The sequence below is a fragment of the Bacillus sp. 5mfcol3.1 genome (genome assembly GCF_900114335.1).
GTDB classification, from domain to species: domain Bacteria; phylum Bacillota; class Bacilli; order Bacillales; family Bacillaceae_G; genus Bacillus_A; species Bacillus_A thuringiensis_S.
The window spans coordinates 1,298,398-1,323,717 of sequence record NZ_FOST01000001.1 but is presented as its reverse complement, the minus strand read 5'-3'; the positions used below and the strand labels follow the sequence as shown (position 1 = coordinate 1,323,717).

Below are 25,320 nucleotides of genomic sequence, written 5' to 3'. Positions count from 1 at the left end.
AATTTGCTGTATAAATAACTGCTAACATCTCTTCCACTTCTCCCTATTATACTATCATTATCTATTTTTTCGAAAAATCAATTTCCATATGTCACATACTTTCAGTTACAAAATACGATAGATATGATAAAGTAAAAAAGTTACAATTATTTTAATAGAAACTGGTGAAACAAATGTCAATTACGTTAATTTTTATAATGGCTTTCACAATTGTAATCCACGCAGTTGAAACAAGCTCTTATAGTATTCGATTAGCCGGGGTTCGTTTAAAGAAGATTGCTGTCGCATTATCCGTCGTAGGAATCGTATTACTCATTTCAAGAACGTCAAACTTACTACAAGCCTTTTTACTTGGCGGGATTGTGGACGAAGCAAAACTAGATCCTTCTATTGATTTAGAGCATATTATACGTCTTGTACTATTATCTGCTTCTATCGGTACATTGCTTGCGATTATACTGTATCCAACTTTGACAAAACTATTTGGATATGTCATTCAAAACTTTGAAACAGACGGTTCTTTCATTCGAATGATGAAAACGAATAACATTCAAAAATTAAAGTACACAAAAAAATATGTCCGCTTTCCAAAGTTAGAAATGATTCATAGGCTGCGTATCGGCGGTATTCCAAAGCGTATAATGCTTATTAACATGTTCGCTACTGCAATTTATACAGCGGGAGTTCTTTCCGCACTATATGCTTCTTTTTTAATTCCAGCTTTCGCAACAAAAGCCACTACAGCTTCTGGTCTTATTAATGGTTTTGCTACTATTTTATTAACAGTGCTACTAGATCCACGTATTGCTCTTTTAACAGAGCGAGCTCTTCAATCAGAAGAAGGTGCTGAAGCAATGAGTAAAATGTATGCTTGGCTAATGATTTCTAGACTTTTTGGTACATTACTTGCTCAACTGTTATTCATACCAGGTGCTTACTGGATTACATGGATTATAAAGCTTATGAATTAAATTTACTCTCTAAAAAAAAGCAGGTGAGATAACAAATGACTATACAAACAGAACAAGATATCATTCGCTTAATAGAAAACGACGAATGGATGATGAATGTATTACAAATGGCAAAATCACTAGAGTTACCTGATTGGTGGGTTTGTGCCGGCTTTGTTCGTTCTAAAATTTGGGATACTTTACATGACTATGAAGCTAAAACGGCTATGCCTGATGTTGATGTAATTTATTATGATAGTCTACATCAAGATGAGATATACGAACAATCATTAGAAACGAAATTAATGAATATGGATGCTACTATCCCTTGGTCTGTAAAAAATCAAGCTCGTATGCATGTAGTGAAGAATATGCCACCATATTCTTCTTCTGTTGATGCTATTTCTAAATTTCCTGAAACAGCAACAGCTTTAGGAGTTACACTTGATGAACTAAACAACGTCATATTAACAGCCCCATGTGGTATTGAAGATGTCCTTTCCTTACAAGTGAGACCAACAGCTCATTTTCTTGAATCGAAAGAACGATTACATATGTACAAAAACAGAGTTATAAAAAAGAATTGGCAAAGTAAGTGGCCTAACATCACAATCACATATCCAGAAATATAGAAAGGGTGCCTCTCATTTATAGAAGCACCCTTTTCTTCATTTCAAAAAATGTATGACTGTTTCTGCAAACCTATCTGCTTCCTCATAATGAGGTGAATGACCGCTCTCTTCAAATACGATATACTTGCCATTTCGGGCATCTTTATTAAATGTTTTAATTTGTTCTTCACACGTTACTACATCATGTTTTCCTACAATTAATAACATTTGATTCTGTACTTCTTTTATTTTATATAATAATGATTTATGACATGCACCCTCTAATTTTAATCTATCAAAATGAATTTGAGAACGATTTGAAAATACTTCCCACTCTTCATCACTATATAAACTATAGTCTGTTTCATCTTCCTTATAATTGTAAATCTCCATTCTTTTTTCTTCTAATTCAGCGCTTAATCTTATATAAGCTTCTAACAACTCTTCTGAACTAGCATTGCTAGATGAATAAGCAAAGCACTCTTTTGCTACTTCTTCTTTTCCATGCTTTTTTAATAAATGCCCTGTCTTTTGTAACAAAGCTCTACTTGTTAATGCAAAGTCGAAAGTTGGCCCTTCAAATATTATTTTCTCTATTGAACTTGGATATATCGACGCATATAACAATGCTACATATCCACCGAAAGAATGTCCAATTATAGACCACTTCTCAATTTGTAATACTTTTTTTAATTCCTCACAGTCTTCAATCAAATCATTTAATCCAAAAGCTTCGTCTTCAGTAATTTTTTCTGAACGACAAACACCTCTTTGATCTATCATAATTACATATAAAGAATCTTTTAAACGTTCCGCTTGGTGCAATGAAAAATCATAACAACTCTCTCCTGGACCACCATGCAAGTATAAGACTGGCTTATTTTTAGGATTTCCATGTGTTTCAACGTATAGCTTTTTCCCTCTAATATTCATATACTCTCCTGTTTCTATCCAATTCGTCATAAACATCACCATCTTCTTTTTTTACTGAATATTATAACATTTAATGTTAAATAATCCCTATTACATTTAAGAAGACGATAATTATTGCGAGTGGTGCTACAAATCGAAGTAAAAATGCCCAACAAATAAATACTTTCTTCCCATAATTTCCACCTACAAAAAACTCTGCTTCTAGTACTTTCTTTTCCATCTTGAATGATACGAAAATACTAATAAATAGTGCACCAAGCGGCATTAATATATTACTAGATAAAAAGTCTACTGCATCAAAAATATTCTTTCCAAAAATCGTAATATCACTCCATACTCCAAATGATAACGCAGATGGTATACCTACTAAGAAAATACAGAAACCGATAATCCATGATAATTTCGTTCTTCTGTCTTGTTCACCATTTGCTAATGCTGAAACAACAGTCTCTAGTAGAGAAAACGCTGATGTTAATGTTGCAAATGTAAATAGCGCAAGAAATACTGTTAAGAACAATCCACCGAGTGGAATTTGACTAAATACTGATGGTAATACGATAAATAGTAATCCAGGTCCTTCTGTTGGCTCCATTCCTAATGAAAATACAGCCGGAAAAATAGCAAGACCCGCAAATAAAGAAACAAATAAATTCAATCCAACAATTGTTATTGCTGATTTTGGTAAACTTTCTTTTTTATTTAAATAGGAACTATACGTGACCATAATCGAAATCCCGATACTAATCGCAAAGAATGATTGCCCCATTGCGAACAAAATACTTTCCGAAGTAATCTTTGAGAAATCTGGTTGTAAGAAAAACTTCACACCTTTCATTGCATCATCAAGTGTTAACGAACGAATAATAAGAGCGACAAATAAAACGAACAATGCTGGCAACATATATTTACTTGCTTTTTCAATTCCATTTTGTACACCTTTTGATACAACCCATATCGTAATGAACATAAAAGCGAAATGTCCTATAATCGCCCAAGTGGGATTTCCAATTGTTTCAGTAAATAATGCTCCGTAATTTTGTCCCGGAGTAATAAGTTGTCCCGTTACTCCTCTGAATAAATAAATTAACACCCATCCACCTACAACGCTATAAAACGAAAGTAGTATAAAACACGTTCCAACGCCAAGTCGTCCAATCCAGTGCCATCCTGTATTTGGCGCGATACTTTTAAATGCTCCAACTGCTTGTTTCTGTGTACTGCGACCAATCATAAATTCAGCTATAAGTAGCGGTAGCCCAATTAATACAGTAAATAATATAAAGATTAAAAAGAATGCTCCTCCCCCGCTTTTCCCAGCGATATAAGGAAACTTCCATATCGCACCAAGTCCAATTGCTGATCCGGCTGCTGCCATTATAAAACCTAATTTCGAAGTCCATTGCTCCGTCTGTTTCATCTCATTTTCCTCCTAATTAAATCTTTTTATATAAATAAATAAATTTTATAGACCTATCCAAATAAACCCTCCATTTCTTCTTCCATATAATAAAAAAATGGCCTAGCATCTCTATATAAAGAGACGCTAAGCCATTTACTTAACGCGGTACCACCCTTATTGATTCCATTATGAATCCACCTTAGTAGTAATCGTTTGATTACAAACCTAATATCGAAGGTTAACCGTTAAGATTTACTAAGAATGTGATTCCGTTCCACCTTACTGCTCCTAGGCGAGTTCAGGATGTCATTTGACTATGTCGCACCAACCCATAGCTCTCTGTACAAATACATGACCTTACTACTCCTATTCAACACATTTTAATATTTAGAATATATTTTCTTTTGAAATTAATATGAAGTATATCGGTTATATTTGTAACTGTCAAGGGATATATTATTTTTTTGTCGAAAAAGATTTCTCAAGACGTTAATATTGGTCTAATAGCTCTAACATGCCATTCACCAAAAAGTCATTTGGATCATGTGTAAATACTATAGATTGTTCAATCGCCTTCACATCTACTTCATATTTCTTTAGTTCTCGTTGTATTAATACTTTTGCCATATCGGACAATAGTGCTTGTAGTCCATCACGTACTTGTCCTTCCGTTAAAACGTACTTTACGATGACTTCAAAAAATAATACACCCCTTTAGTTTTCCCTCTACTATCGTCGTACACTGTACATAGCCATTACAATCTATAAAACAACAATAAAAATTTAACACTTAATGCACTAATAAAATTATAATGCTCTTTTAAATTTCTACGCTAAAACGCAAAAAAGCACTTGTTGCCTTTAATTAACAATCAAGTGCTTTAAGTTCATATGTTTTTAAGTAGCATAAATTTATAAGTTTTGTAGTAACAGTATGACGCCTTTTGTACATCATGACAAATACTATGTTAAAACTTACGAGTTTGTACAAGTTCGTTAGTTTCATATACAGTCTATGTGGTTTATATTTATCCCCCGGTAAAATATCATCTCGCCTAAACTCGTACTTCTTTTTCTACTCTATCATTGCACATAGTACTCCATGATGGTACAACTTTCATGAGTTATTAATTCAATTTAGATATATCTATTACTGTAAATTTTTTAGAGGTTATTATTTTTCACTTCCTCAAACCACTCATCAGCAAAATCATCAGCCGTTTTTATATCCTCATTTGTATGTATTAAATCATACTTATATTCAGCTTTAAACTTACCACTCTTAGCATCGTATATTAATTTCATCTCAGTTGGCATATCTTTTTCGTATTCTTTGCATAATGTTTCAATTTCTTCGATATCTTCACCTATAATTTGTAGCACCTAAAACATTCGTTCTGGAGATACATCATATTTTTCTTCTCCATTTTCCAATGCATCATTAACCTTATGACACTCTACATACTTTTTGTTAATTAAATAAAAGAAACTACTAGATATCATATCAGCTTGCAATTCAATAAATCTATCTTCAAATTCTTTCATACTATCTTCTCACTCCTTAGATTAATTTTTAAGAACTTTAAGACCAGGATTACCATTAATAAGGTAATTAACTATAAATTTTTCTGGAAGTATATCATTCAGTACTGAGTAGCCTCTGAATATACGCATTTTAACATTGGCTTTTCCCTCTTTTTATTTTTTAGCATGATGCAAAAAAGCTTACTCCTCCTCAAATTTCGAGTTAGAATAAGCCTTCTACGTATGTCGATCAAGTCTGTTCAGCAAGTTTACACAGAATTCAAAATAAACCTCTATATCATTTGCAATACTTGTTCCTTAACACCTTCGTCAAACTTAGCACCTTCCACATTTGCTCCCTTCCAAACTACATTGTCAAGTTTGGCACCGGTAAAATCCGCATCCATAAAATTCCCATTTAAAAGGGTCGCTCCTGTTAAATCTGCATTTGTTAAATCCGCATTTCTAGCATCTACTTCTGATAAATTAGCATTTTCCAAATACGCTTTTTCGAAGTTACCATCAGTAAGATTGGCACTACTAAAATCCGTCCCAGTGCACTCTGCTTGTTTAGCATTGATTCCAGATAAATTTGCATGGCGAAAAGTAGCATGATTTAAAATTGTTCCAACTAATTCTCCATATGAAAAATCAACTTCGTCAAAACATGTTTCAAAACAACTACTTATATTCAATTTTGCATATTTCATATTCGATGTAGAGAAATCCGCTTCACCAAACCTACAATCTGCAATGTGTATTTCCTCTAAATTACAACTTCTGAAATCAGCAAACTCAAAATCACAATCAAAAAACGATGCTCTCATTAATGAAGAAGCTCTTAACAGAACTCGTTTTGCCATGATACGCTCTGCCATTACCTCTGACAAATCTGAAAAAGTAAGGTCTAAATCACTCATATCTAACTGATCTATAACCTCATCATTGTATTGAGATCTATTTAATATTTCCATGACTCTTATTCTATCATTACCATTACCATTCTCATTCATTATTATGATCTCCTTTCATTTAGCTTTTCAGATAGTCCTTCCAAGCAACATTTGGAGAATAAGTTACCCCCATCTGATCTTCATCAAAACTTGGTATAGCCATTACTTGTGCTTGTTCCAAATACTTCATTACTTGTAGCCAATTATCAAGTAATGTATCACTATCACTCTCTAATGGATTATTTAAAATATCAATACAAAGGCCACCCCAATCTAGCTCAGATACCACAGCTGGACTATTTTGTAATAATTCCTTATCAAACATTTCTAAAATATGACCGCTAAAGTATGTTCTAGCCCCTATCCCTAAGGGACCGTTAGGAAGAAACCTAACTGGTATTGGTTGGGAAGATATTTCCATCCACATTTGTAATCGCTCACGTTGGGTATTCCACGGATATGATAAAGGCCAAAAAATTTGAGTTACTCCATAACTTGGTTTCGCAATTTCTGCAATTTGGTCAGATAACTCAAAAAAAGCAGGCCATAATTTTTTAGGTATCGATTTATGAAACTCAAACTTCAAAAATGAGCGATGACTCCAGTTAACTTCGAAACTCCCACTATAGTTCACCGATTTATCACGATAAAGGTAAACTTCTGATACTTTATGCTCTGAAACTACTTTTTCCAGGATTTCCTGACGATTATATTCTACTCGTACCATTTCACTGTTACCCCAATGAGTAGGAGCAAATTTTTCATTTGACTCAAACACATCCAAAAGACGACCTAATACTTCTTCTTCGTTAAAAGATACTGTAGGATACATTGTAATTGAGAAAAAATCAGGTTTCATGTATATCCCCCTTAATACTAAAAAATATAGTCACATAATAATTTTTATTCATAGTTTTTTCCATCGGCCTCCACCAGGTAAACGTGAATTGCCCTCCCATTTATGAGTCACTTTTCCACTACTTGGGTCAGTATAGTAAATCTCACTCTTTTCTCCTAAAGGCCCACTTGGTCTTGGCTTAGGAGGAATCCCATTTAAATCGGGTTTGTCACTTGATATTGTCACAACATGACTCCCATTTTTATCTTCGAGCATTTCTCTTTCAGCTCGCATTTGGCTGTCGTTATGAATAGTTTGCTCTTTTTCACCCATTTTGTGTTTGTGATCATGAACTAAATCAATTTCCCCCTTATCATTACGCCCAATGCTATCTGGACGCGTAAGATGCCCTTCACTAGATGTATATGTAACAACCTCACCAGCATTATTGTCCTCTAATTGGCGATCAAGATGTTCTCCCAAAGCTTTTCTCCCTTTTATTTCTTCTTCTCTTCCACGCTCTTGGCTCTTTCTTAAATTTTCAGTCCTAGCATCCCAATCTTTACGCTCTAAAGGTTTTTTCGTTTCTTCACAATGACGATCATATCTAATATCATCTGCTGCTTTATAATCTCCTCGCGCTTTAGCTTCATCTATTTTCTTTCGATAGTATTCTTCTCGTTCTGAAGTTAGTTTAATTTTGTTTGGGTTTGTATTACTACCTTTACCCGTACCCTTAACAACCTTACTCTCCATATACTGATAAGCCTCTTTCAGAGAATACTGTCCTCCTCCTGAGACATTTCCTACTCCAGCCATGGCGAAGCCTTTTCCCTCGCCTGGGATCCATTTGTATTCCAGTAATGTTTTTACTGCGTGCTGGATTTTTTCATTCCCCTGCAAGAAGGTTGTTTTTACGGTTGTGGCGCCTTTGTTCCATAGATTTCCGATTTTGTCGGCAAATCCTTTTGCTGTGGAGGCTACAAAGTTTACACCCTCTTTTACTTTGTGGCTGGCTGTTTTTATGCCATCGACAGCTGCTTTTCCAGCTTTTCCAGCTTTTCCAGCTACCATTGTTACGCCTTCGCCTAGTTTTTTTCCTGCTTTTACAATCGTCTTCCCAAAGCTAGAAGCGACATACTTTATTCCTTTTCCAGCAAGACTTGCCACTTTTCCAACAGGAACAAAGTTTAGGAGCGTCCATCCTGCGGCGATGAGTCTTTCTTTTGATGATAATTCTTTTCCTGTAATAGGGTCTTTACCGGTAACTGCACGAATTGCATCATTTACTCCAATGAATTCAGCTGCTCCTTCTACGCCCTTTTTCCACCATGATTTTTCATGTTTCTTTTCTGTTTTATGGGTTTCTTTCAATTTTTCATTTTGTTTCTTTTGATATTCTTCATCTGCTTGACGAAACTTTTGAGCGATACGCCGTAATTCTTTTTCTGTAACTTGTAAGTTACGTATGTAAGATTCCATGAGTCTCATTGATCTCATATATTCCCCATAAAAATGCTGACTCGTTGCTCCTTGCCATTGCATTTGAATACTAAACATAGATTGATTGAGATTTTGTTGTATGGTCTGGCTGTGTGTTTGCATCTCTGATATGTTTTTGGCAATTTGTTCGAGTTGTTCAGGTTTGACTTTAATCTCCAAACCTTCTCCCACCTTCCTCTATTTTATACCAAAAAGAAATAGAACTGCATCATTTTTTACTTATTCTCTTTAGAGAAAACATCAAAAATACTGTTATCACAAATCGCTTCAATTTCTTCCTTTACAAATAATTTTTGAAATTTTGTTCCTGGGTTTAATATTACATTTGCCTCTAAATCTATTGTTTTTAATAATTCAACTGCATTCATAGAGACATACGGACATTCTTCTGGAATAACCATTTCTAGATGCTTTAAATCCGAATACAGTGGTAACATTAATCCTTCTTCCATTTCAAAATAATGAATTTGTAATTGTGTATTATTAGTAGAAATCAAATTTCCTTCTTCATCTACACTTGTATCCCCTTCGACAGAAGCAACAACGAATAAATTTGATTTCTGTAATATTTCATAAAAATAGCCTCTTTTTTCTTCATTTTGCAACGCTTCCACTAACGCCTCATCTAATGGACTAATTTCTAGTAAACTCATTAACTTTCACTCCTTATTTGGAATAAAGTTCGCCATCTTACTTGAGATAAGATGGCGAACTTATTATCTACTTATTTTTGAGCATCCATAGCTTTTACTTTTTCTAAATTCTCCATTGCTTTTTGGCGCAATTCTCCATCAATCGTTGTTGCATATTGTGGTCGAGTTAAAAACTCAAAACATTTATATGCATTATTGTTGTCATTTTTGTCTAAATACCCTTTACCTGTTTGTAACATTTTTTCAGAGACAACTTTCATAAATTCTTTTGCAGGTGCCTGCTGATATCCTAAGTTCATCGCTTGATGAGTTAGCTCAACTACTGATGCTAAATCTTCAATAGTGTTTATACGAGTAGCCTTTTTATTAGCAGCATCAAATGTACTTAAATATTCAATGGCAACTTTTGCTTTATCTTTCACTCCAGTCATTTCAATCCCCGGTGTTTTATAAAGAATTTGATAGATTTCTAAAGCTGATAGGTAATTACTCTTTTCAATTTCCCACCCTTCTTTTAATACGCGATTTGCGACATCCGAAAATCCTTTTTTATCATTAACCCCACGATAGGAAGCTTGTCCATAATAGTGTAAAGCTTCGTAAAGCTTTCCGTTCTGATTCGCTTTTGTATTTGCTACTTCTATTAGTTGGATTCCCTCCATCTTTTTCGACGCATTGTCAATAACACTCATACCAACGATTTTTTCAATTGTTTTATCGATATCTTTCAACTGTGCCAATAATGTATACGATGGAAGTACAGTTTTCTCAGCCTTTTCTTGCCAATCTGGTGTTCCATTGATTTGCTCCCATTCAACTTCTGTTTTTTCCCATAGTTTATTTGCATAATTCACCATTTCTTCTCTTGAACGCTCTAATGGATGCTTTGTACGAATTGCATTAGCAATATTCAATACAGCTGTATAATATTCTCCTTTATTTGCAGCCTCATTTGCTTTTCTTTCAAACATAAGTGGCATTAACATTTTATTTGCTTCATCTCGAACAGATTGTTCTACCCTTGCCGTACTTGCTAATAGGTTTGCTTTCTTTAAGGCATCTTCCACTGAAAGTTCAGGGTCTTTCATCTGTCCCCTAAGCCCATCTACCGCTATACTAAATTGCTGATTTAATTTTTCTTTTTGTTGGTCTTTTGCGACATCAATCCATTGATTTGCTAATAGTAAAGCATTTTCATAGTTTAGACTTTCAGGGGTTAAATATGTTTCAATTTTCTCAATCGCTTGATTGATCGGATTTGGTTTTTCTGGTTTTTCTGGTTTTTCTGGTTTTTCTGGTTTCATTTGACCATCTGCATCATTGCTATTTGTTTCTTTATGATTTACTTCTTTCGTATTTTCTTTGTTGTTTTTATTAGCTTCAATTAATTGATCTTTTTTCTCTTTCTCACTAGCTATTTCTGACGCCCCAGTTTTATTCGTATTATCTTCTTTAACAACCACTTGTCCTCCATTACTGCTAGTTACAGTTTCTTTTTCTGGACTTACGTTTTCTTTTGCATCATTTTTAGATGTCACTACTGGTGCTTCGATGTTAATATTTTTTAATTCTTCTTGTAATAGTTTATAGAAAATCTTTTCTACACGTTGATTTGCAGCCTCTACTAATTTAGGATCCACGCTTTCAAGCACCGAAGTAACTAAGTAATATTTACTTAAAGATTGTTCTAGAGAAGCTATATCTGTTTGGTTATTTAACCAAACATCCTCCTCTTGTACAGCCTTATCGTATACTAACTTTGCAACTGATTGAATATACTCTTTCTTATTTTCTTTTAAATAATCTTGTAATTCTTGTTGGGTTGTAACTTTTTCCTTAAGTGTATTCATTTGGTTACGTAAATAAAATAATTCACTTTGATTCGAATAATTCTCCTTATTAGCTAAAATTTCTCCCAAATTGTCCAATGTTAATCTATGATCAGCAACTGTCTGTGCATTTGAAGATGCATTCAATTGAGATATAAGTGTTAACTCTTTATTTTCCTCCGAATATTTAGCCCTACTATTTAACGTGTCAGAATTTTGCCCTTTTCCATAATACTCATTAAAGAATACAGATGAATACCTCTCTCCATTCCCAGCATACCACTCAACTAAAATATCTCCCGTTATTGGTGATACTGTAATTTGATCGTGTGGCACTGGTGGTTTTGGTTTTTCTGGTTCCTTATCACCATCCGGTTTTGGTTTTTCTGGTTCCTTATCACCATCCGGTTTTGGTTTTTCTGGTTCTTTATCACCATCTGGTTTTGGTTTTTCCGGCTCTTTATCACCATCCGGTTTTGGTTTTTCTGGTTCTTTATCACCATCTGGTTTTGGTTTTTCTGGTTCCTTATCACCATCTGGTTTTGGTTTTTCCGGCTCTTTATCACCATCCGGTTTTGGTTTTTCTAGTTCCTTATCACCACCTGGTGTTTTCCCCGTATCCACCAAACTATCCGGCAAATTTTTACTCGGCTCCACCACAGGACCACCCATATTAGTTGGCAGTTCCGGCTTTTGTGGCGCTGGTGCATCTGATAATTTGATTTGTGGATCTTTCTTTTCCACCGACACATCATCTGGCTTATACGTCACTGGTGTAATCGGTGATTTATTATTTCCGATTAAGTCTGCTAAATTAATGTTTGGTTTTTCCCCAGGTTTATCATCTTTTTTTGCAGGATCGGCAACTAAATTTGGGAACATAGACTGTAAATTACTTCCTGTAATACGGTCATCTTTTTTCTCTTCTGTATTACTTGCTAGTTTTACCGTTTCTCTTCCTGCTGTACTAAAGCCTTTGTCATAAACAAGATATCCTGACGTTCCAAATAAAGCCACCGACATTACTGATATAGCAACTTTTTTTCCTAGATTGTTGTTGTTTTCTTCCATGTTTCTTCCCCTTTTCACATCTTTATTGAATCCAGCCGTTTGTTTTCATCTCTGTTAGTTTTTCTTGTGCTGCTCTTACTTCAGTTTCATTTTCATTTGCTTGTACCGTTTTTCTTAAGAAACGACTCGCTTCTTCATATTTTTTTTGTTTAATTTTAAACATCCCGAATGCAAAATTCACATGCGGATCTTCATCATTTTGTGAATATGCTTCCGTGAAAAATTTCTCTGCTTCATTTCCTTGTCCCACTTTGTCGTATAAAATCCCTATATTCACAAGCGTATTTGTGTCACGAGTCCCGTTGTTAACAACTCTATTGTAAGCCTCTAACGCTTGTTGATACGCCGCATTACTTTTTCCGCCATCTCGTGTTTCATAAAATTGACCAGCTTCATAATATACAATTCCTAATTGATTTAGTAACTCTATATTTTTCGTATCTTTTTGAATTGCAGCTTGTAATACTTGCGATGCTTGTTGATAATTCACTTCTTTTTTTGCACTATCAATTAAATTTGTTTTATTCCAAAGTACATATAAATTCGAAAGTTCAATTGCATATATAGCATTCTTTGAATCTTCCATAATGGCTTCCTTAAAGAAAGATTCTGCTTTATCTAATTGCACAGTTGCAGTTGCTAGTTGTCCTTTTAAATATGAAACAATTGCCTTATCTTCATTTGTTTTCGTACTCATTTTGACAATAACATCTTCTGCTTTTTCAAATTCTTTCATTTTCATATGACTTACAGCTAAATCTCGCATCGCATCTTTTTTATATGGTTCAATTCCTTTTGCATTATTCGCTAATGCTTGTTCGAAATTCGGAACTGCTTCTTGATATTTTCCTATACGGAAATTCGCTGAAGCTAATAGATATGCTGCTTCATTATTTTCTTTATCTATTTCTCTATCTTTTATTAATTTTGTAAGGTAGTCGATTGCAATTTTATTTTTCCCTTCAGCAATGTAAATCGTTGCTAGCTGAAGATGAGCTTCATCTTTTCCTTTCACTGCGATCGCATGACCAACAGCTTCTTCTGCTTTTATATATTTTTTATCATGATAGGCTTGGCGTGCTTGTCCCATAAATTTTTGGTATTTAGCATTTGTTGTATAAAAGTAAAATAGTGTTGAACCACCTATAACAACTACTACAATTGAGCCAATAATCAAAACCCGTTTTTTATTCTTGTTCCACCATATTGAGAAGGCGGACGGTTCTTTTTGTTCATGCGTTAATGTAAGAGGTTGATTCGATGCTTTTGCATTTAAAATTTCATCATCTATATCATATTCAACTTGTTTTTTTGTTTGTTTACGGCTCTGTAAAATGCTATTTGGAACTGTGATTGTAGCTGCTATTTCTGGCATCGGTGGCTCTTTTTCTTCTTTTATCTCTTTAATAATGCTTTCAATTTCCTTTTTTAACGCATGATCAATGTTTGGAAATTGTACGATTCGTGAATAGACGAAACAAGCATACTCTTTATTATTTTCTCGCTCCAATTCAGTAGCTAGTTCCACATAACTTTGCAGCACTTTTTTTTGATTTATTTCAGATTCTTGATTCTCTAGTAGTTGAATAATATATGCGAGTTCTTGTTTTAGAGCTGTTGATGGATTGAGTGAATTAAAAATTGTTTTATATTCATATAATGCCGCTTGTTTAAATCCTCTCTCTTCTAATAATCTTGCAATTTCCAAACATTTCGATACAAAAAGAGAGTGTTCTTCTTCTGACTGCCTTTTCGCATCAATTTTTACTATTTCTCTTGCACTATGAAATACATCGTACCATTGTGCAAAGCTTGGACATTCTGCGAAAGTGTTACTATTCCATGCTTGATTAAATAACTGTGCGATTTCCCCATTCCATTGATTATGCAATTCTTGCTGAAGTAACGTATATCTTTCACATTCCGTCTGCATTTCTTCCGTTTTAAAGTAACTTGCATCCGTCCATTTGTTATTTCGAATTTCCTCACTACACCAACTTAATACTTCACCTAATAAAATGGCGCCAGCAAAACGGTCGGCTTCTTTTTGCCATATCCCATTTTCCAAATACACTGGTGCATAACCCGCTGAACCTGCTGGCAATAATGAAGGTCTTTTACTTTTTGGTCCATACATTTGCTCAACATCAACAAGTTCAATATAATGTTGGCCTTCAATTGGATTTTCACTTAAAAAAGGTATGAGTACATTACTGGATGATAGATCATTATGAGCAACCTCATTTTCCTCCATCATTTTAAGTGTTGTAAGAAATGCTTCTGCAATAAAGAAACATTGTTCTTTTGATAACACTCGTTGTTCTTGTAAAATATCAGCCCAAGTTGGCCCTTCAATCCAAGGCATTACAATACTATTAGCAAGATCTTCTGATTTTTCGATAGCAGATGTATGTTCTTCTGTAGTAACGATATAGCGTGAGCATACTTTAAGACCAGCTAAGGAGGAAAGTGGCTTTAAAAATGCTAGTTGATGTTTTTCATCACGATAGCGCTCTTTAAAAACTTTTAACGCAATTCGTTCCACACCATTTTCATGTTGTAATTGATAAACTGTTCCTTGTCTTCCCTCTTGCCCATATGGCATTTCAATCCCAATAACTGCTGGATGTTTCTCAAAACGATAAACATCTTTATTAAAAATAATTTTTTCTCCTACTTCTGGTCGGAATCCCATTTTATCCCCTTACTCTCATATGACAATTTTTAAAGAAAAGACCAGGAACAATAGCTCCTGGTCTTTTGCAATTGTTCTATTATTAATATGCGTTATCTGTGTTACGGAATTTATCAGAAATACGTTTTAATTCTGATGAAATACCTTCTAAAATTGGAATGTATTGTTGCATCGCTTGTTTAGATTGAGCAAATTCGCCTCGGAACTTCGCTTGTGTTGCCCCAGCCCATTGTCCTTCTAAACTATTAATGTCACCTTCAAGTCTATTAATTTGGTTTTGAGCTTCCCCAGCTGCGTTTGTAAAGTTACTAGCAATTCGCTCAAGTTCTTCTGGTGTAATTTTAATTTCTGCCATTGTATATATTTCCCCTTTCAATTCTTAAATGATACAACAATTAGATTATAAACTATATTCGAACAATTTTAAAAGGGGTAAATTACAAAAAAATTCTATTTTCTTGTAATTTAACCCTTTTTTAATATTATTTAACCTTTAATTCTGACCATTTCACAATAATTTTATTTGTCATTTTGTAAAGTAAATGTGGTGGTGTATATGCACATTTTATTTTCATTGGCTTTCTACGTATACAATATCCATCCCCACTAGATAATTCTCGATCCATCTCAGTATGTGGAAGCTTTATATTAAAGAAATAGACATCACTATTTTGAGTCGTACCTAATAAATAACCAAAACTTCTCTTTCTAATTTCTGTAAACCATTTTTCATGAGAATAGCTATTTACACTAGACGTTGTAGCGGCCACAATAAAATGAATCCCTTTATTTTTACAATTTTGAACTATTTGTTCCATTTTATTTTTCGAATCAAAGTCGTTAGATAATATCGCTAACATTTGATCAATATCATCAATTGCAATAATTATTTTTTTATATGGCATCTCCACTTCTTCTTTTGAATCTAAAGATGGCATAACTACTTTTCTATTATTTATTACTTCTAGTAAATCATCTAACATTTCTTTTAATTGTATACCATCTGTAAACCTCTTCTCTACATGAGGCAAATCTCCAAGAGCTAAAATACCTGTAGGTCTTTCACCAAAATCTACTAAGTATAATTCGACTTCATCCGGAGAATATTGATAAGCAGTAGAGAACAGAAGTGTTTGTAATAATGATGTTTTCCCACCTTCTATTCTTCCACCGATAAATATATGATTCATTTCGTCCAATGAAAAACTTTGTAAACGAATATCGTCTGTTTCAACTCCTGCAGAAATTTGAGCTGGTTTTAATCGCCCAACTAAATCTTCTACATATATTTCTTTAGGAACCATTGGAATCTCTCTTGCTTTTTCACCATTCCATTCACTGCTCATTGTTTGAATAATCGTTTTTAACTGCTGTGAATATTCTAATTCACTTTCACCAATAAACGGCAATGCTGCTTGGAACAATTCAGGCGGTTGTCCTTTCATTAACCCACGACCAGCAGGAACTTCGATTAATGGGAAATTAGGTCTACCAACTAAACTATGATATTCAGTTCTATCTTGCAATTCAAATGTAATTGCCATCGGTATATTATTACGAACACGATCAAACATATCAATTGTTTGATTAAGCGAGAAATAAAAGTACACGCCGTATGTGCTTGATTCTCGTAATAACATTTCTAATATTTCATTCTCTTTTTCAAATTCATTTTTAAATCTTATATAACCATCTACCATTACAACAATAGCAGGAACTTTCTTTCCGACCATTCGATTATACATAGAAAATGACTTTGCACCGATGTTAGAAAAACTCTCTTTTCTTTCTGTAATTTCTTTCTTCAAAAAACCAAATAAACGTTTCATTTTTTCATATTCGTCCTCTTGTACAATCCCGCCTATATGAGGTAAATCTCTAAAATCTAAAAACATACGTCCAAAATCAATAATATAAAAATTCACTTCAGCTGGTGTATGAGATACTGCTAGGGACATAATGATCGTTTGTAACATCGTTGTTTTTCCTGTTCCTGGCATACCATATATATTTAAATGGCCTTCTTTTAAATCGAGCTTTAAAGGATACTGCGCTTGATTTCCGACATCATCAATTAATCCAACCGTAATTTGTAAATTTTCTTTCTCCTTATTCCATACATCAGCAGTCCAATTTTCCATTTCATAAAACTCTTTTAATAATAATTTTTCTGGTAAAGGTGCCAACCACGGCCCTGGCAATGCTTTAATATTTTCTTTCTCCGATACGTTCTGTATATAGTGAATAAACGCTTGTAATTGCTTTGGACTATTTGTCATTGGTTTTGGGCGCTTTTTCACTTTTATTCTTTCACCCGAAAGCTTAACTTCTGTAAAATCAACAACAGCAAGAACTTTCTCTTCATCTGGATTATAAGGTGCTCCACTCCATGCAGATTGGAACAATTCCAATATTTCATTACTTCCAACCTGTAAATAACCTCTTCCCGGTACATTAATTTTAGAAGCATCTGGAATTTTTAACATTTCACGACTATCGGCGTCATCTTGTACACGTAAACAAATTCGAAAACGTGAGTTACTCCAAATCTTATCATTTACAACCCCTGAAGGTTTTTGTGTAGCTAATAATAAGTGAACTCCTAATGTCCTTCCTATTGCAGCAACACTAATTAGTTCGTCCATAAATTCTGGTTGTTCCTTTTTCATTTGAGCAAACTCATCAATGACAATAAATAAATGTGGCAAAGGTTCTTTTTCACGCCAGCTTGTTTCATAATATTCATCTAAATGTTGAACATTTCCAGCCTGAATAAACAATTTTTGTCTTCTCTCTAATTCCGCCTTTAATGATATTCTTGCACGCTCGATTAAGTTCGGATCTTCTAAGTTTGTAATAGATGCGATAATATGTGGTAATCCTGCAAACGTGTTTGACATTCCGCCACCCTTATAATCGATAAGCATAAATGCCATCTCATGAGGATGATAGGTAGCCGCTAACGCTGCTATAATAGACTGGATCACTTCACTTTTCCCTGAACCTGTTGTACCAGCCATTAAACCATGCGGACCATGTCCTTTCTTCTCAATTTTATCGTGAATATTTAGAAACACAGGTTTACTTCCTTCTCTTACACCTATTGGAACCGGCAATGAAGTCGGATATCGATTTTTATTCCATCTCTCTAGCACCTGTAACTCTTCCATTTTTTTCACTTGGAACAAATCTAAAAAAGTTAATACTTTCGGTATGTTAGCCGCTGTAGAACTTTTCATTCGAATAGGAGCAATACTTCGCGCACCTGATTCGCATCGTTCAAATGAAAGTCGGTCTACTTTAAAACTAGCACGCGTTGTCCCGCTATTTTCAGCTGAGCTTGAAAATGTTTCTACTAACTCACCATTTTCTCCGTTTAAGCTAATAACAAGATCACATTCCATCGGCAATCGTTCTCTCTGTTCTGCAAATATAAATGTAGATGCTCCGACACTTTCCCCTTCTCTAAGTAACATTGGAAGTATAGGATCATCTTCTAAAAATTCTCTCGCGGATAAGAAAAAAACATACATTGGGATTAAAGGTATTTTCGCATCTACCTGTGCAGAGGAATTATAAATTCTACGCATATTAAGTGGTGTGAACAACGCTTCAGCTAATTTCTGCGCTTCTTGTTGATTCTCAGATAAAAAACGCATGCTTCTCTGCTCATCCCACACATGAGGAATCCACCTCATCCAATCCCATTCTTTCTTTTCCTTCTCATGATAGAAGGCTGCTATTTTCACTTCATTTGGAGCGTGATGTGTCATAATTTGCGTCGTTACAATTCGAGTGAAGTTCAATCGATCTTCTTTATTGCCAACCACACCAATTACATCATTTTTTTTCAATGATATTGAAATATGACCATTAGGGATTGTATTAAAATCTCTTTTCACATTTTGTGCTTCTGTGATTAATGGATTTTCCTCATAACCTTGCTGTTCAGGCACTTTCAATTCAACATAAAATGGTCTCTCACCTGTTCCAATACGGATATCTAAAAAGTCTGGGCTTTCAGGTGTTCGCTCCCATAAATTACTTTCTCGATTTTCAATTCTTTGTACACTCTTTAGTGGACTTGGATTTTGTGTTATTAAATATTTCGCTTGTTCAACCTTTAACGTATCTAACTCCACTCGATGCTTTTGAATTTGCTCCAAATATCTTTGTTGTAACTGCTCCACCATTTGCCTATGTTCTTTCTTTTTACGGAAATGCCCCATCGTTGTAATTGCATACGATCCTAACATTGGGATACTCGAAACCATCATAAGTGGCATATAACTTGCATTCATCTTCATAAATTTCATCATCACAAAATACAATATCAATGTTAAAATTGTCATCATCGCTGGTAATAACATTGTTTCAATAGAAAATTTAGGTTCTTCTGGTATATTTGGCGGATCATGAATAATAACATCCCCTGTTGGTATATCTACTTTCACACGCGGAGAGCGCTGAAAATATGGTGATTTTTGCACAAAGCATTTCTCCTTCCCCATTCAAAACTATTACTCAATGATTTTCCATACATAATCTTCTTCACTAGAAGATATACCTTGTTTAACAGGTTCATTATTAACTTCTTCTGCCGGTAACATTTCAAAAGAAGGGATAATCGCCCCTTTTTTATTTAGCATTACATATTGTCCATCCCAAACATCATTATCTCTCAAAGTCTCGTCATTTCGAATAGAATGCCACTCTTCTTTATCCTTTGTCACTCTAATTTCGTAAATTTCACTTAATGTTTCATCTATTTTTTCGTGATGTAAAATTGCTTCAATAATTTGTATTACTTTCACATCATTTGGGATCGCAATATCTATTTCTTCATTTGATTGTTTTATGTACGTCACAATAATCTCTTCCACGTATATTCACCTTTCCGTTGTATTCTTACCAAGAAATATCTAAAAACGAAATATCATCGCTCGTCGGTGAGCACTGTGCCCTCTCGATTTTTTGTAAGACTTCCTCAAAGTTATACTGCATAAGCGACATAAGTCCATCTGAATGAATTACAATTCTATTTACTTCTTCTCTAGATAACTTCTTTGAAAAAATATCCAATTCACCACCAATAATACCATGATGTGTAGACCATCTTTTCCCTACACTTCTCTCAAAATTCAATTCATTTAAGCACTTTTTCTGATTTTGGAACAATTGTACAAAAGAATCGCCATGTGTAACTATTGTTACATCTACTTCGTCTTGATTTGGAATGAGCTCTATTTTCCCAGCAATGAACATAGCTTCACTACCTTTTCTCCTCTTTTCTTCCAAAACATCGAGAAGTAACCATGGTGTTTCTTCTGGCAATTGAAATACCCTCACTTCCTCTGCTGCTTCTTCTTTCCACTTTTCCAACTCTTCATTTAATAGAATAGAAATATTCTTTTCCTTCAATGTTTCAAATAAATTTAATAATTTCATACCAAGAAATTTCGCAGCGATTTCACCATGAAAAGACATTCCTACACCATCACATAATGCAAAGGTAATACTAGTCCCATTATCTTGAAATATAAGAAAATCTTGTCCACTCTCATTTAAGTCTTGCGTTTCTTTAGCTCTTACGTAACTATATCGATATGTAAAATTTTTACCTTTCTTCTCTTGTAATACTGTTTCTTTTTCTTGCGACAGGATATACTTCACTATTTTTCTCCCTCCTATCGAACCGGCGTTGCAGCAGACATTTGAAATCCAAGTGATACTAAATCTGCATTTGTACCTGGAAACATCATCACTGCACCATCCCCAATATGAAAACCATACTCAGTCATCATCTCACGATAACTTTGAGGGATAGGAGAGGAAAGTCGTTGCAACTTTGCACCATATTCATCCGTAATTTCTGTATGTGGCATAATCCCTTCCCACTTCTTTATACTAGTAATTTGTTCTTGCATAATTTCATCCGAAATAAAGATATTTTCAATTAGTACATTTCCATCAGGTACAGACATATTCATAATTCTTCGCACAATTAATTCTGGATCTTCGCCAGTTGAAGCACCATCTGTCATATGACAAACAACAGGAGCTGGCCCGTCTTGTAAATTCGGTAATTCCTTTTGCAATAACTTCTCCACTACAGAGAAAGCCTTTGCTGTATCAGTTAAGCGATGCGTTTGAATTTTTTCTAGTGGACGTAGTCTTGCTACCTCATCTATTGTTTTCACCCCACCCAAAAGATCAAAAACTTGATCGCTATAAGCTAAAATAGATAACTTATATCTTGGAAGCAATCGACTACCTTTTGTCGAACGAAATACCATTTGGCGAATCGCTAAAGAAAGAGCATCCGTTACAATGTCAATTCTCCTTTTTTCTTCTCCCTCTACATCCATCATTTGATTCATTGATGCGCTTACATCAAGAAGATAGATTATATAAGCTGGTGTTTGTTGTGTTGCTTGAGTTTGATATAACATGTTTCATACCCTTCCATACATTATTATATGAACTTTTTTTATATTCACATTTCATTATAACTTATGAATTTTCTTTTTCTCAATTTATTATAAAATGTTCTCGATATAATTTACATATTTTCACACAAAAAGACATTTTTCTTCTCTTTAACTTATGTTTAAATATACAAAACCCTTCTATATTCATAGAAGGGTTTTAATATTATGGTATAAGACGAGTACAATCTCTCGGAAAAGCACTCGCCTCTCGTACATTTGTTAATTCTAATAGTTTATATACAATCCTTTCTAACCCAATTCCGAAACCTCCATGCGGAGGACAACCGTATCGGAATGTATTTAAATAAGATTGAAATTTCTCTGGATGTAATCCTTTTTCTTTAAACGAAGCGAGTAACATTTCATAATTATGAATTCGCTGTGCCCCTGACGTTATTTCTAGCCCTTTATATAATAAGTCGAATGAATCAGTAATAGCTGGATTCTCTTTATTTTGCATCGTATACATCGGTCTCGCTTCTTTCGGATAATGTGTAATGAAAACAAATTCACTATTATATGTTTCCTTTACATATTTCCCTAGTAACTTTTCACCTTCTGTATCTAAATCCCCTACAGGAGATTCTTTACGATACTTACTTTTCAAAATTTCTTGTGCTTCTAACAATGTAATTTTAGGTATTTCAGTAATAACAGGTACTTCTATTTGTAATAGTTGTAGTTCTATTTCACATTTTTTTGCTACTTGTTGAAACATATATTGTAAAACATCCGTTTCTAGTTGCATCACTTCATAAAAATCATGAATAAAACCAAGTTCTACGTCTAACGATATATATTCATTCAAATGACGGGAAGAATTATGATGTTCCGCTCTATATACAGGTGCAATTTCAAAAACACGTTCTAGTCCCCCAGCCACCATCATTTGCTTGTAGAACTGTGGTGATTGTGCTAAATAAGCTTCTTTTTGGAAGTATGGAAGCTTAAAAACATTTGCTCCTCCTTCTGCCCCTTGCGAAACAATTTTCGGCGTAAAGATCCGTGTGAAATCGTTCTCTATAAGAAATTCACTAAAGCTCTGAACGAGTGTAGATTTCACTTTAAAAATCGCTGCGGTTCGCTCATGTCTTAATGAGAGTACCCGCTCATTAAGTAGTTGATCTAAGCCAACTTGTAACTTCTTTTTATTTATTTCAAATAGAAGTGGTTCTGCACCGTTTATTACTTTCACTTCATGAGCAAGTACTTCAACACCCAATTCTGTTTTCGACGTCTCGACTATTTCACCAATTACATGAACAACACTTTCTACATCAACTTTATATCCGGCCAATTCATTTTCTAATACACATTGAATTACTCCTGTTCTGTCCCGTAATAATAAAAAACTAATATTTCCAAGGTGCCGAATTTTTTTTACCCATCCTTGAAGTAATACAACCTTTCCACTTTGCTTTGTACATTCTTTTGTGAGTGAACGCTTCATTATTGAATCCATTATTTTTCCCTCCAGTAATTTTATATTTATTTACGTTATTGTTGTCATCGTCATCATCCACGGTCACTCACCCCCTTTCAAAGAATACAAAAATCCGCCCCTATAAATAGGGACGGATTTTTTTCCGCGGTACCACCCAAATTGTCATACTGACCATCTTAGCCCTGATAACGGTAGGTACCGTTTGCTTTTACTAATAATCACGTTCAAAGCAACACTCACAGGTGTCTTTCCATCATGCGGTATCGCAACCTTCCCAGCAACCGGCTGCTCTCTGTAGACCTTTGCATCATGTACTTTTCCTGATCATCACTTTTTATATTTACAGAGTATTCTAACTCTTTATCCTATAAAATGCAAGCACTTTTAAATATATTTTGATTTTTCACATCCAGTTTTGTACAATCTCCTCTAAAGCCATTCCACGTGAACCTTTCAGTAAAACAACATCTTTTTTCGTTATAACTTTCAATACTTCCTCTGCTATTTTGGCTTTATTATCAAATGACTTTATTTTTCCTGTATGATAGTTCTTTCTTGCTTCTTCCGCTACAATTTTGGCTAACTCTCCATACGTAAATACATATTGAATGCTCTCCTCATTTAACATTTTACCAATTTCTCTATGATATGTTTCAGCTTTCTTGCCTAACTCCAACATATCCCCAATCACTATAATTTTTTTCTTATAGGCATTTAATTTCTGCAACGTTTCAATTGCAACCTTCATGGAGGAAGGACTGGCATTCCATGCATCGTTAATAATTGTAAAACCTGTTTTAGCGGTTAAAAACTGAAAGCGCATTTGTGTAATGTTTATTTGCTGCAATGCTTCTTGTATTTTTTCTATAGGGACTTTGTAAAATTGACCTACAGCGATTCCGACAATCGTATTAAAAATATTATGTTTTCCATGTAAGGGAACATCGTACTGTATTTTTGAATGATTTAATTTAAAATGAACACCATATTCATCTAATTGTACGTTCGTTGGAAACAAATCATTTGTATACTTTCCACCAAACGACTTACTTTCTATACCTAGCATATTAATATTTTGAGAAAGTAATGGCTCATCACCATTATATAAGAACAGTCCACCGTCATTTAATCCGTCTACAATTTCAAATTTAGCCTTCGCAATCTCTTCTCTTGATCCAAGCGTTTCTAAGTGTGACTGTCCAATCATTGTAATGATCGCTACATCTGGCTGTGCTATTTGTGCTAAGTTTCGAATTTGTCCCGTTTCGCTCATTCCCATTTCAAGTATTAAAAACTCTGTATCCTGTTTCATTTCTAAAATCGTTAGTGGTAAACCAATTTGACTATTTAAATTTCCCTTCGTTTTATGCACACGATAAGTTGTACTTAATATCGTGCTTATTATATCTTTTACCATTGTCTTTCCATTACTACCAGTAATTCCGATAACTTTCACATTACTTGTCTTTCGGTAATATCGCGCTATTTTTTGCAGTGCAAGTAATGTGTCATCTACAAAAATAATCGGTATTCCTTTTGGAGGATCACCGTAAGACTTTTTCCATAAAGAAGCAGCCGCACCTTTTTCCATCGCTTCTTTTACATAATCGTGTCCATCTTTCACCCTAATAATCGGAACAAACAAATTCCCTTTCGTAATTTTTTTAGAGTCAATACAGACGCCTTGCATCTCTATATAATGAAATGATTCTTGTAGTCCTTCACCATTTACTATCTCTTCCAATTTATTTAATTGTAATTGAATCAAATCGTCACCTTTTTCCAATTTTTACATAAAAACCAATTCATTTACGCATATTAATAAAAAATTTTATAGCGAGGTGTGTATATGCAAAAAGCAATTAGTTTCTTTCTCCTATTGTTTTGCCTAATTGTAGTAAACGAAACATACGCCTATTCACCAAAATCTTTACCAATCTCTCAAAACTCTGATCAATGGCAAGTGAATATTGATAAACCGAAAAAAACAAACAAGAATATGCTTCAAGCTAAAAAAGATGAATTTCAAACATATCATTTTTCAGTAAAGAATGTTGGGAATAGTGAGGTATATAACGTAAACGTCGAAGTATTCCGCAACGAACCAAATAAGAAAACGAAATATGAACTCTTTTCCCTAAAGGAAAGTCGTTTAGCAAGTGGAAAAACTGGATTTGAACACGCTAATTTACCTGTTGCTACAAAAGCGGATGAGGTTGATGTGATTATTACATGGCAAGAACACCCATTCCGATCGATGCGAAATGGTCAAAAAGTTGAATCTAGAAAATTTAAAGAGCATTTTGTTTTTAAAGAAGCTAAAAAGTAAATGGGATCCGGATATATTCACACTAACATTGATATAGCTTTATTTACTAGTACCAGTTCGTAAGCAAATTAAAAAGTCGTGGCTTAATGCCACGACT

18 protein-coding genes, 2 pseudogenes and 2 other annotated features are annotated in these 25,320 nt (G+C 34.2%); of the genes and pseudogenes, 3 read left to right on the top strand and 17 right to left on the bottom strand.

The genetic code is table 11. From position 1 onward, the window contains the following. Window positions 1–173 precede the first annotated feature (173 nt). Window positions 174–971, top strand: coding sequence for a lipid II flippase Amj family protein (locus tag BM089_RS06895; RefSeq protein ID WP_000028911.1), 798 nt, complete (start codon window positions 174–176; stop codon window positions 969–971). Window positions 972–1,006: 35 nt separating this feature from the next. Further along, the gene (locus tag BM089_RS06890; protein WP_090976445.1) at window positions 1,007–1,582 is read left to right on the top strand and encodes a nucleotidyltransferase family protein; all 576 of its coding nucleotides are present in this window, start codon (window positions 1,007–1,009) and stop codon (window positions 1,580–1,582) included. Window positions 1,583–1,618: 36 nt separating this feature from the next. Here the strand turns inward: BM089_RS06890 and BM089_RS06885 are convergent, their stop codons facing one another. The 17 genes and pseudogenes from BM089_RS06885 to murF all read right to left on the bottom strand — a co-directional run bounded on the left by BM089_RS06885 (window position 1,619) and on the right by murF (window position 24,662). Next, on the bottom strand, window positions 1,619–2,524 hold the full coding sequence (locus BM089_RS06885; protein WP_090976443.1) for an alpha/beta fold hydrolase: 906 nt from the start codon (window positions 2,522–2,524) through the stop codon (window positions 1,619–1,621). A gap of 46 nt (window positions 2,525–2,570) precedes the next feature. Next, window positions 2,571–3,911: a sodium-dependent transporter gene (locus BM089_RS06880; protein WP_090976441.1), complete on the bottom strand. Its 1,341-nt coding sequence runs from the start codon at window positions 3,909–3,911 to the stop codon at window positions 2,571–2,573. 116 nt (window positions 3,912–4,027) lie between these two features. Next, window positions 4,028–4,276, bottom strand: a binding site (T-box leader). A 109-nt stretch (window positions 4,277–4,385) separates the two neighbouring features. After that, a pseudogene (locus tag BM089_RS06875) lies at window positions 4,386–4,526 on the bottom strand (DNA recombinase); the annotation flags it as partial. Window positions 4,527–5,057: 531 nt separating this feature from the next. Continuing rightward, window positions 5,058–5,438, bottom strand: a pseudogene (locus BM089_RS06865) (DUF600 domain-containing protein). A gap of 272 nt (window positions 5,439–5,710) precedes the next feature. Then, window positions 5,711–6,430: a pentapeptide repeat-containing protein gene (locus BM089_RS06860; protein ID WP_090976437.1), complete on the bottom strand. Its 720-nt coding sequence runs from the start codon at window positions 6,428–6,430 to the stop codon at window positions 5,711–5,713. Window positions 6,431–6,449: 19 nt separating this feature from the next. Next, window positions 6,450–7,229, bottom strand: coding sequence for a hypothetical protein (locus tag BM089_RS06855; protein ID WP_090976435.1), 780 nt, complete (start codon window positions 7,227–7,229; stop codon window positions 6,450–6,452). A 48-nt stretch (window positions 7,230–7,277) separates the two neighbouring features. Continuing rightward, window positions 7,278–8,870, bottom strand: coding sequence for a WXG100 family type VII secretion target (locus BM089_RS31440; protein ID WP_139213223.1), 1,593 nt, complete (start codon window positions 8,868–8,870; stop codon window positions 7,278–7,280). Window positions 8,871–8,926: 56 nt separating this feature from the next. Continuing rightward, window positions 8,927–9,364 carry an SseB family protein gene (locus BM089_RS06845; protein WP_053564628.1) on the bottom strand — a complete coding sequence of 146 codons (438 nt, stop codon included), beginning with the start codon at window positions 9,362–9,364 and terminating at the stop codon, window positions 8,927–8,929. 71 nt (window positions 9,365–9,435) lie between these two features. Further along, on the bottom strand, window positions 9,436–12,264 hold the full coding sequence (locus tag BM089_RS06840; RefSeq protein WP_139213222.1) for a hypothetical protein: 2,829 nt from the start codon (window positions 12,262–12,264) through the stop codon (window positions 9,436–9,438). 22 nt (window positions 12,265–12,286) lie between these two features. Further along, window positions 12,287–14,959, bottom strand: coding sequence for a tetratricopeptide repeat protein (locus BM089_RS06830; RefSeq protein WP_090976429.1), 2,673 nt, complete (start codon window positions 14,957–14,959; stop codon window positions 12,287–12,289). A gap of 82 nt (window positions 14,960–15,041) precedes the next feature. Next, window positions 15,042–15,314 (bottom strand): WXG100 family type VII secretion target, encoded by a 273-nt coding sequence (locus BM089_RS06825; protein ID WP_053564631.1) that lies wholly within the window; start codon window positions 15,312–15,314, stop codon window positions 15,042–15,044. 127 nt (window positions 15,315–15,441) lie between these two features. Next, window positions 15,442–19,449, bottom strand: coding sequence for a type VII secretion protein EssC (essC, locus tag BM089_RS06820; protein ID WP_139213221.1), 4,008 nt, complete (start codon window positions 19,447–19,449; stop codon window positions 15,442–15,444). Between the two features lie 30 nt (window positions 19,450–19,479). After that, entirely contained in the window at window positions 19,480–19,842 is a 363-nt protein-coding gene (locus tag BM089_RS06815) for a ubiquitin family protein (RefSeq protein ID WP_000391135.1), read from the bottom strand. Window positions 19,843–19,867: 25 nt separating this feature from the next. Continuing rightward, window positions 19,868–20,635 carry a hypothetical protein gene (locus tag BM089_RS06810; protein WP_090976424.1) on the bottom strand — a complete coding sequence of 256 codons (768 nt, stop codon included), beginning with the start codon at window positions 20,633–20,635 and terminating at the stop codon, window positions 19,868–19,870. Between the two features lie 11 nt (window positions 20,636–20,646). Further along, the gene (locus BM089_RS06805) at window positions 20,647–21,411 is read right to left on the bottom strand and encodes a vWA domain-containing protein (protein ID WP_000966848.1); all 765 of its coding nucleotides are present in this window, start codon (window positions 21,409–21,411) and stop codon (window positions 20,647–20,649) included. Between the two features lie 202 nt (window positions 21,412–21,613). Further along, window positions 21,614–22,912, bottom strand: a complete 1,299-nt coding sequence (gene aspS, locus BM089_RS06800) for an aspartate--tRNA(Asn) ligase (RefSeq protein ID WP_090976423.1) — start codon at window positions 22,910–22,912, stop codon at window positions 21,614–21,616. Window positions 22,913–23,017: 105 nt separating this feature from the next. After that, window positions 23,018–23,231: a binding site (T-box leader), on the bottom strand. Window positions 23,232–23,297: 66 nt separating this feature from the next. After that, window positions 23,298–24,662, bottom strand: a complete 1,365-nt coding sequence (gene murF / locus BM089_RS06790) for a UDP-N-acetylmuramoyl-tripeptide--D-alanyl-D-alanine ligase (RefSeq protein WP_061660799.1) — start codon at window positions 24,660–24,662, stop codon at window positions 23,298–23,300. A gap of 81 nt (window positions 24,663–24,743) precedes the next feature. Here murF and BM089_RS06785 point away from each other — a divergent pair, with 81 nt between their 5' ends. Continuing rightward, a complete protein-coding gene (locus BM089_RS06785) occupies window positions 24,744–25,223 on the top strand; it encodes a hypothetical protein (RefSeq protein ID WP_001167912.1) in 480 nt (159 codons plus the stop codon). Window positions 25,224–25,320: the final 97 nt, after the last annotated feature.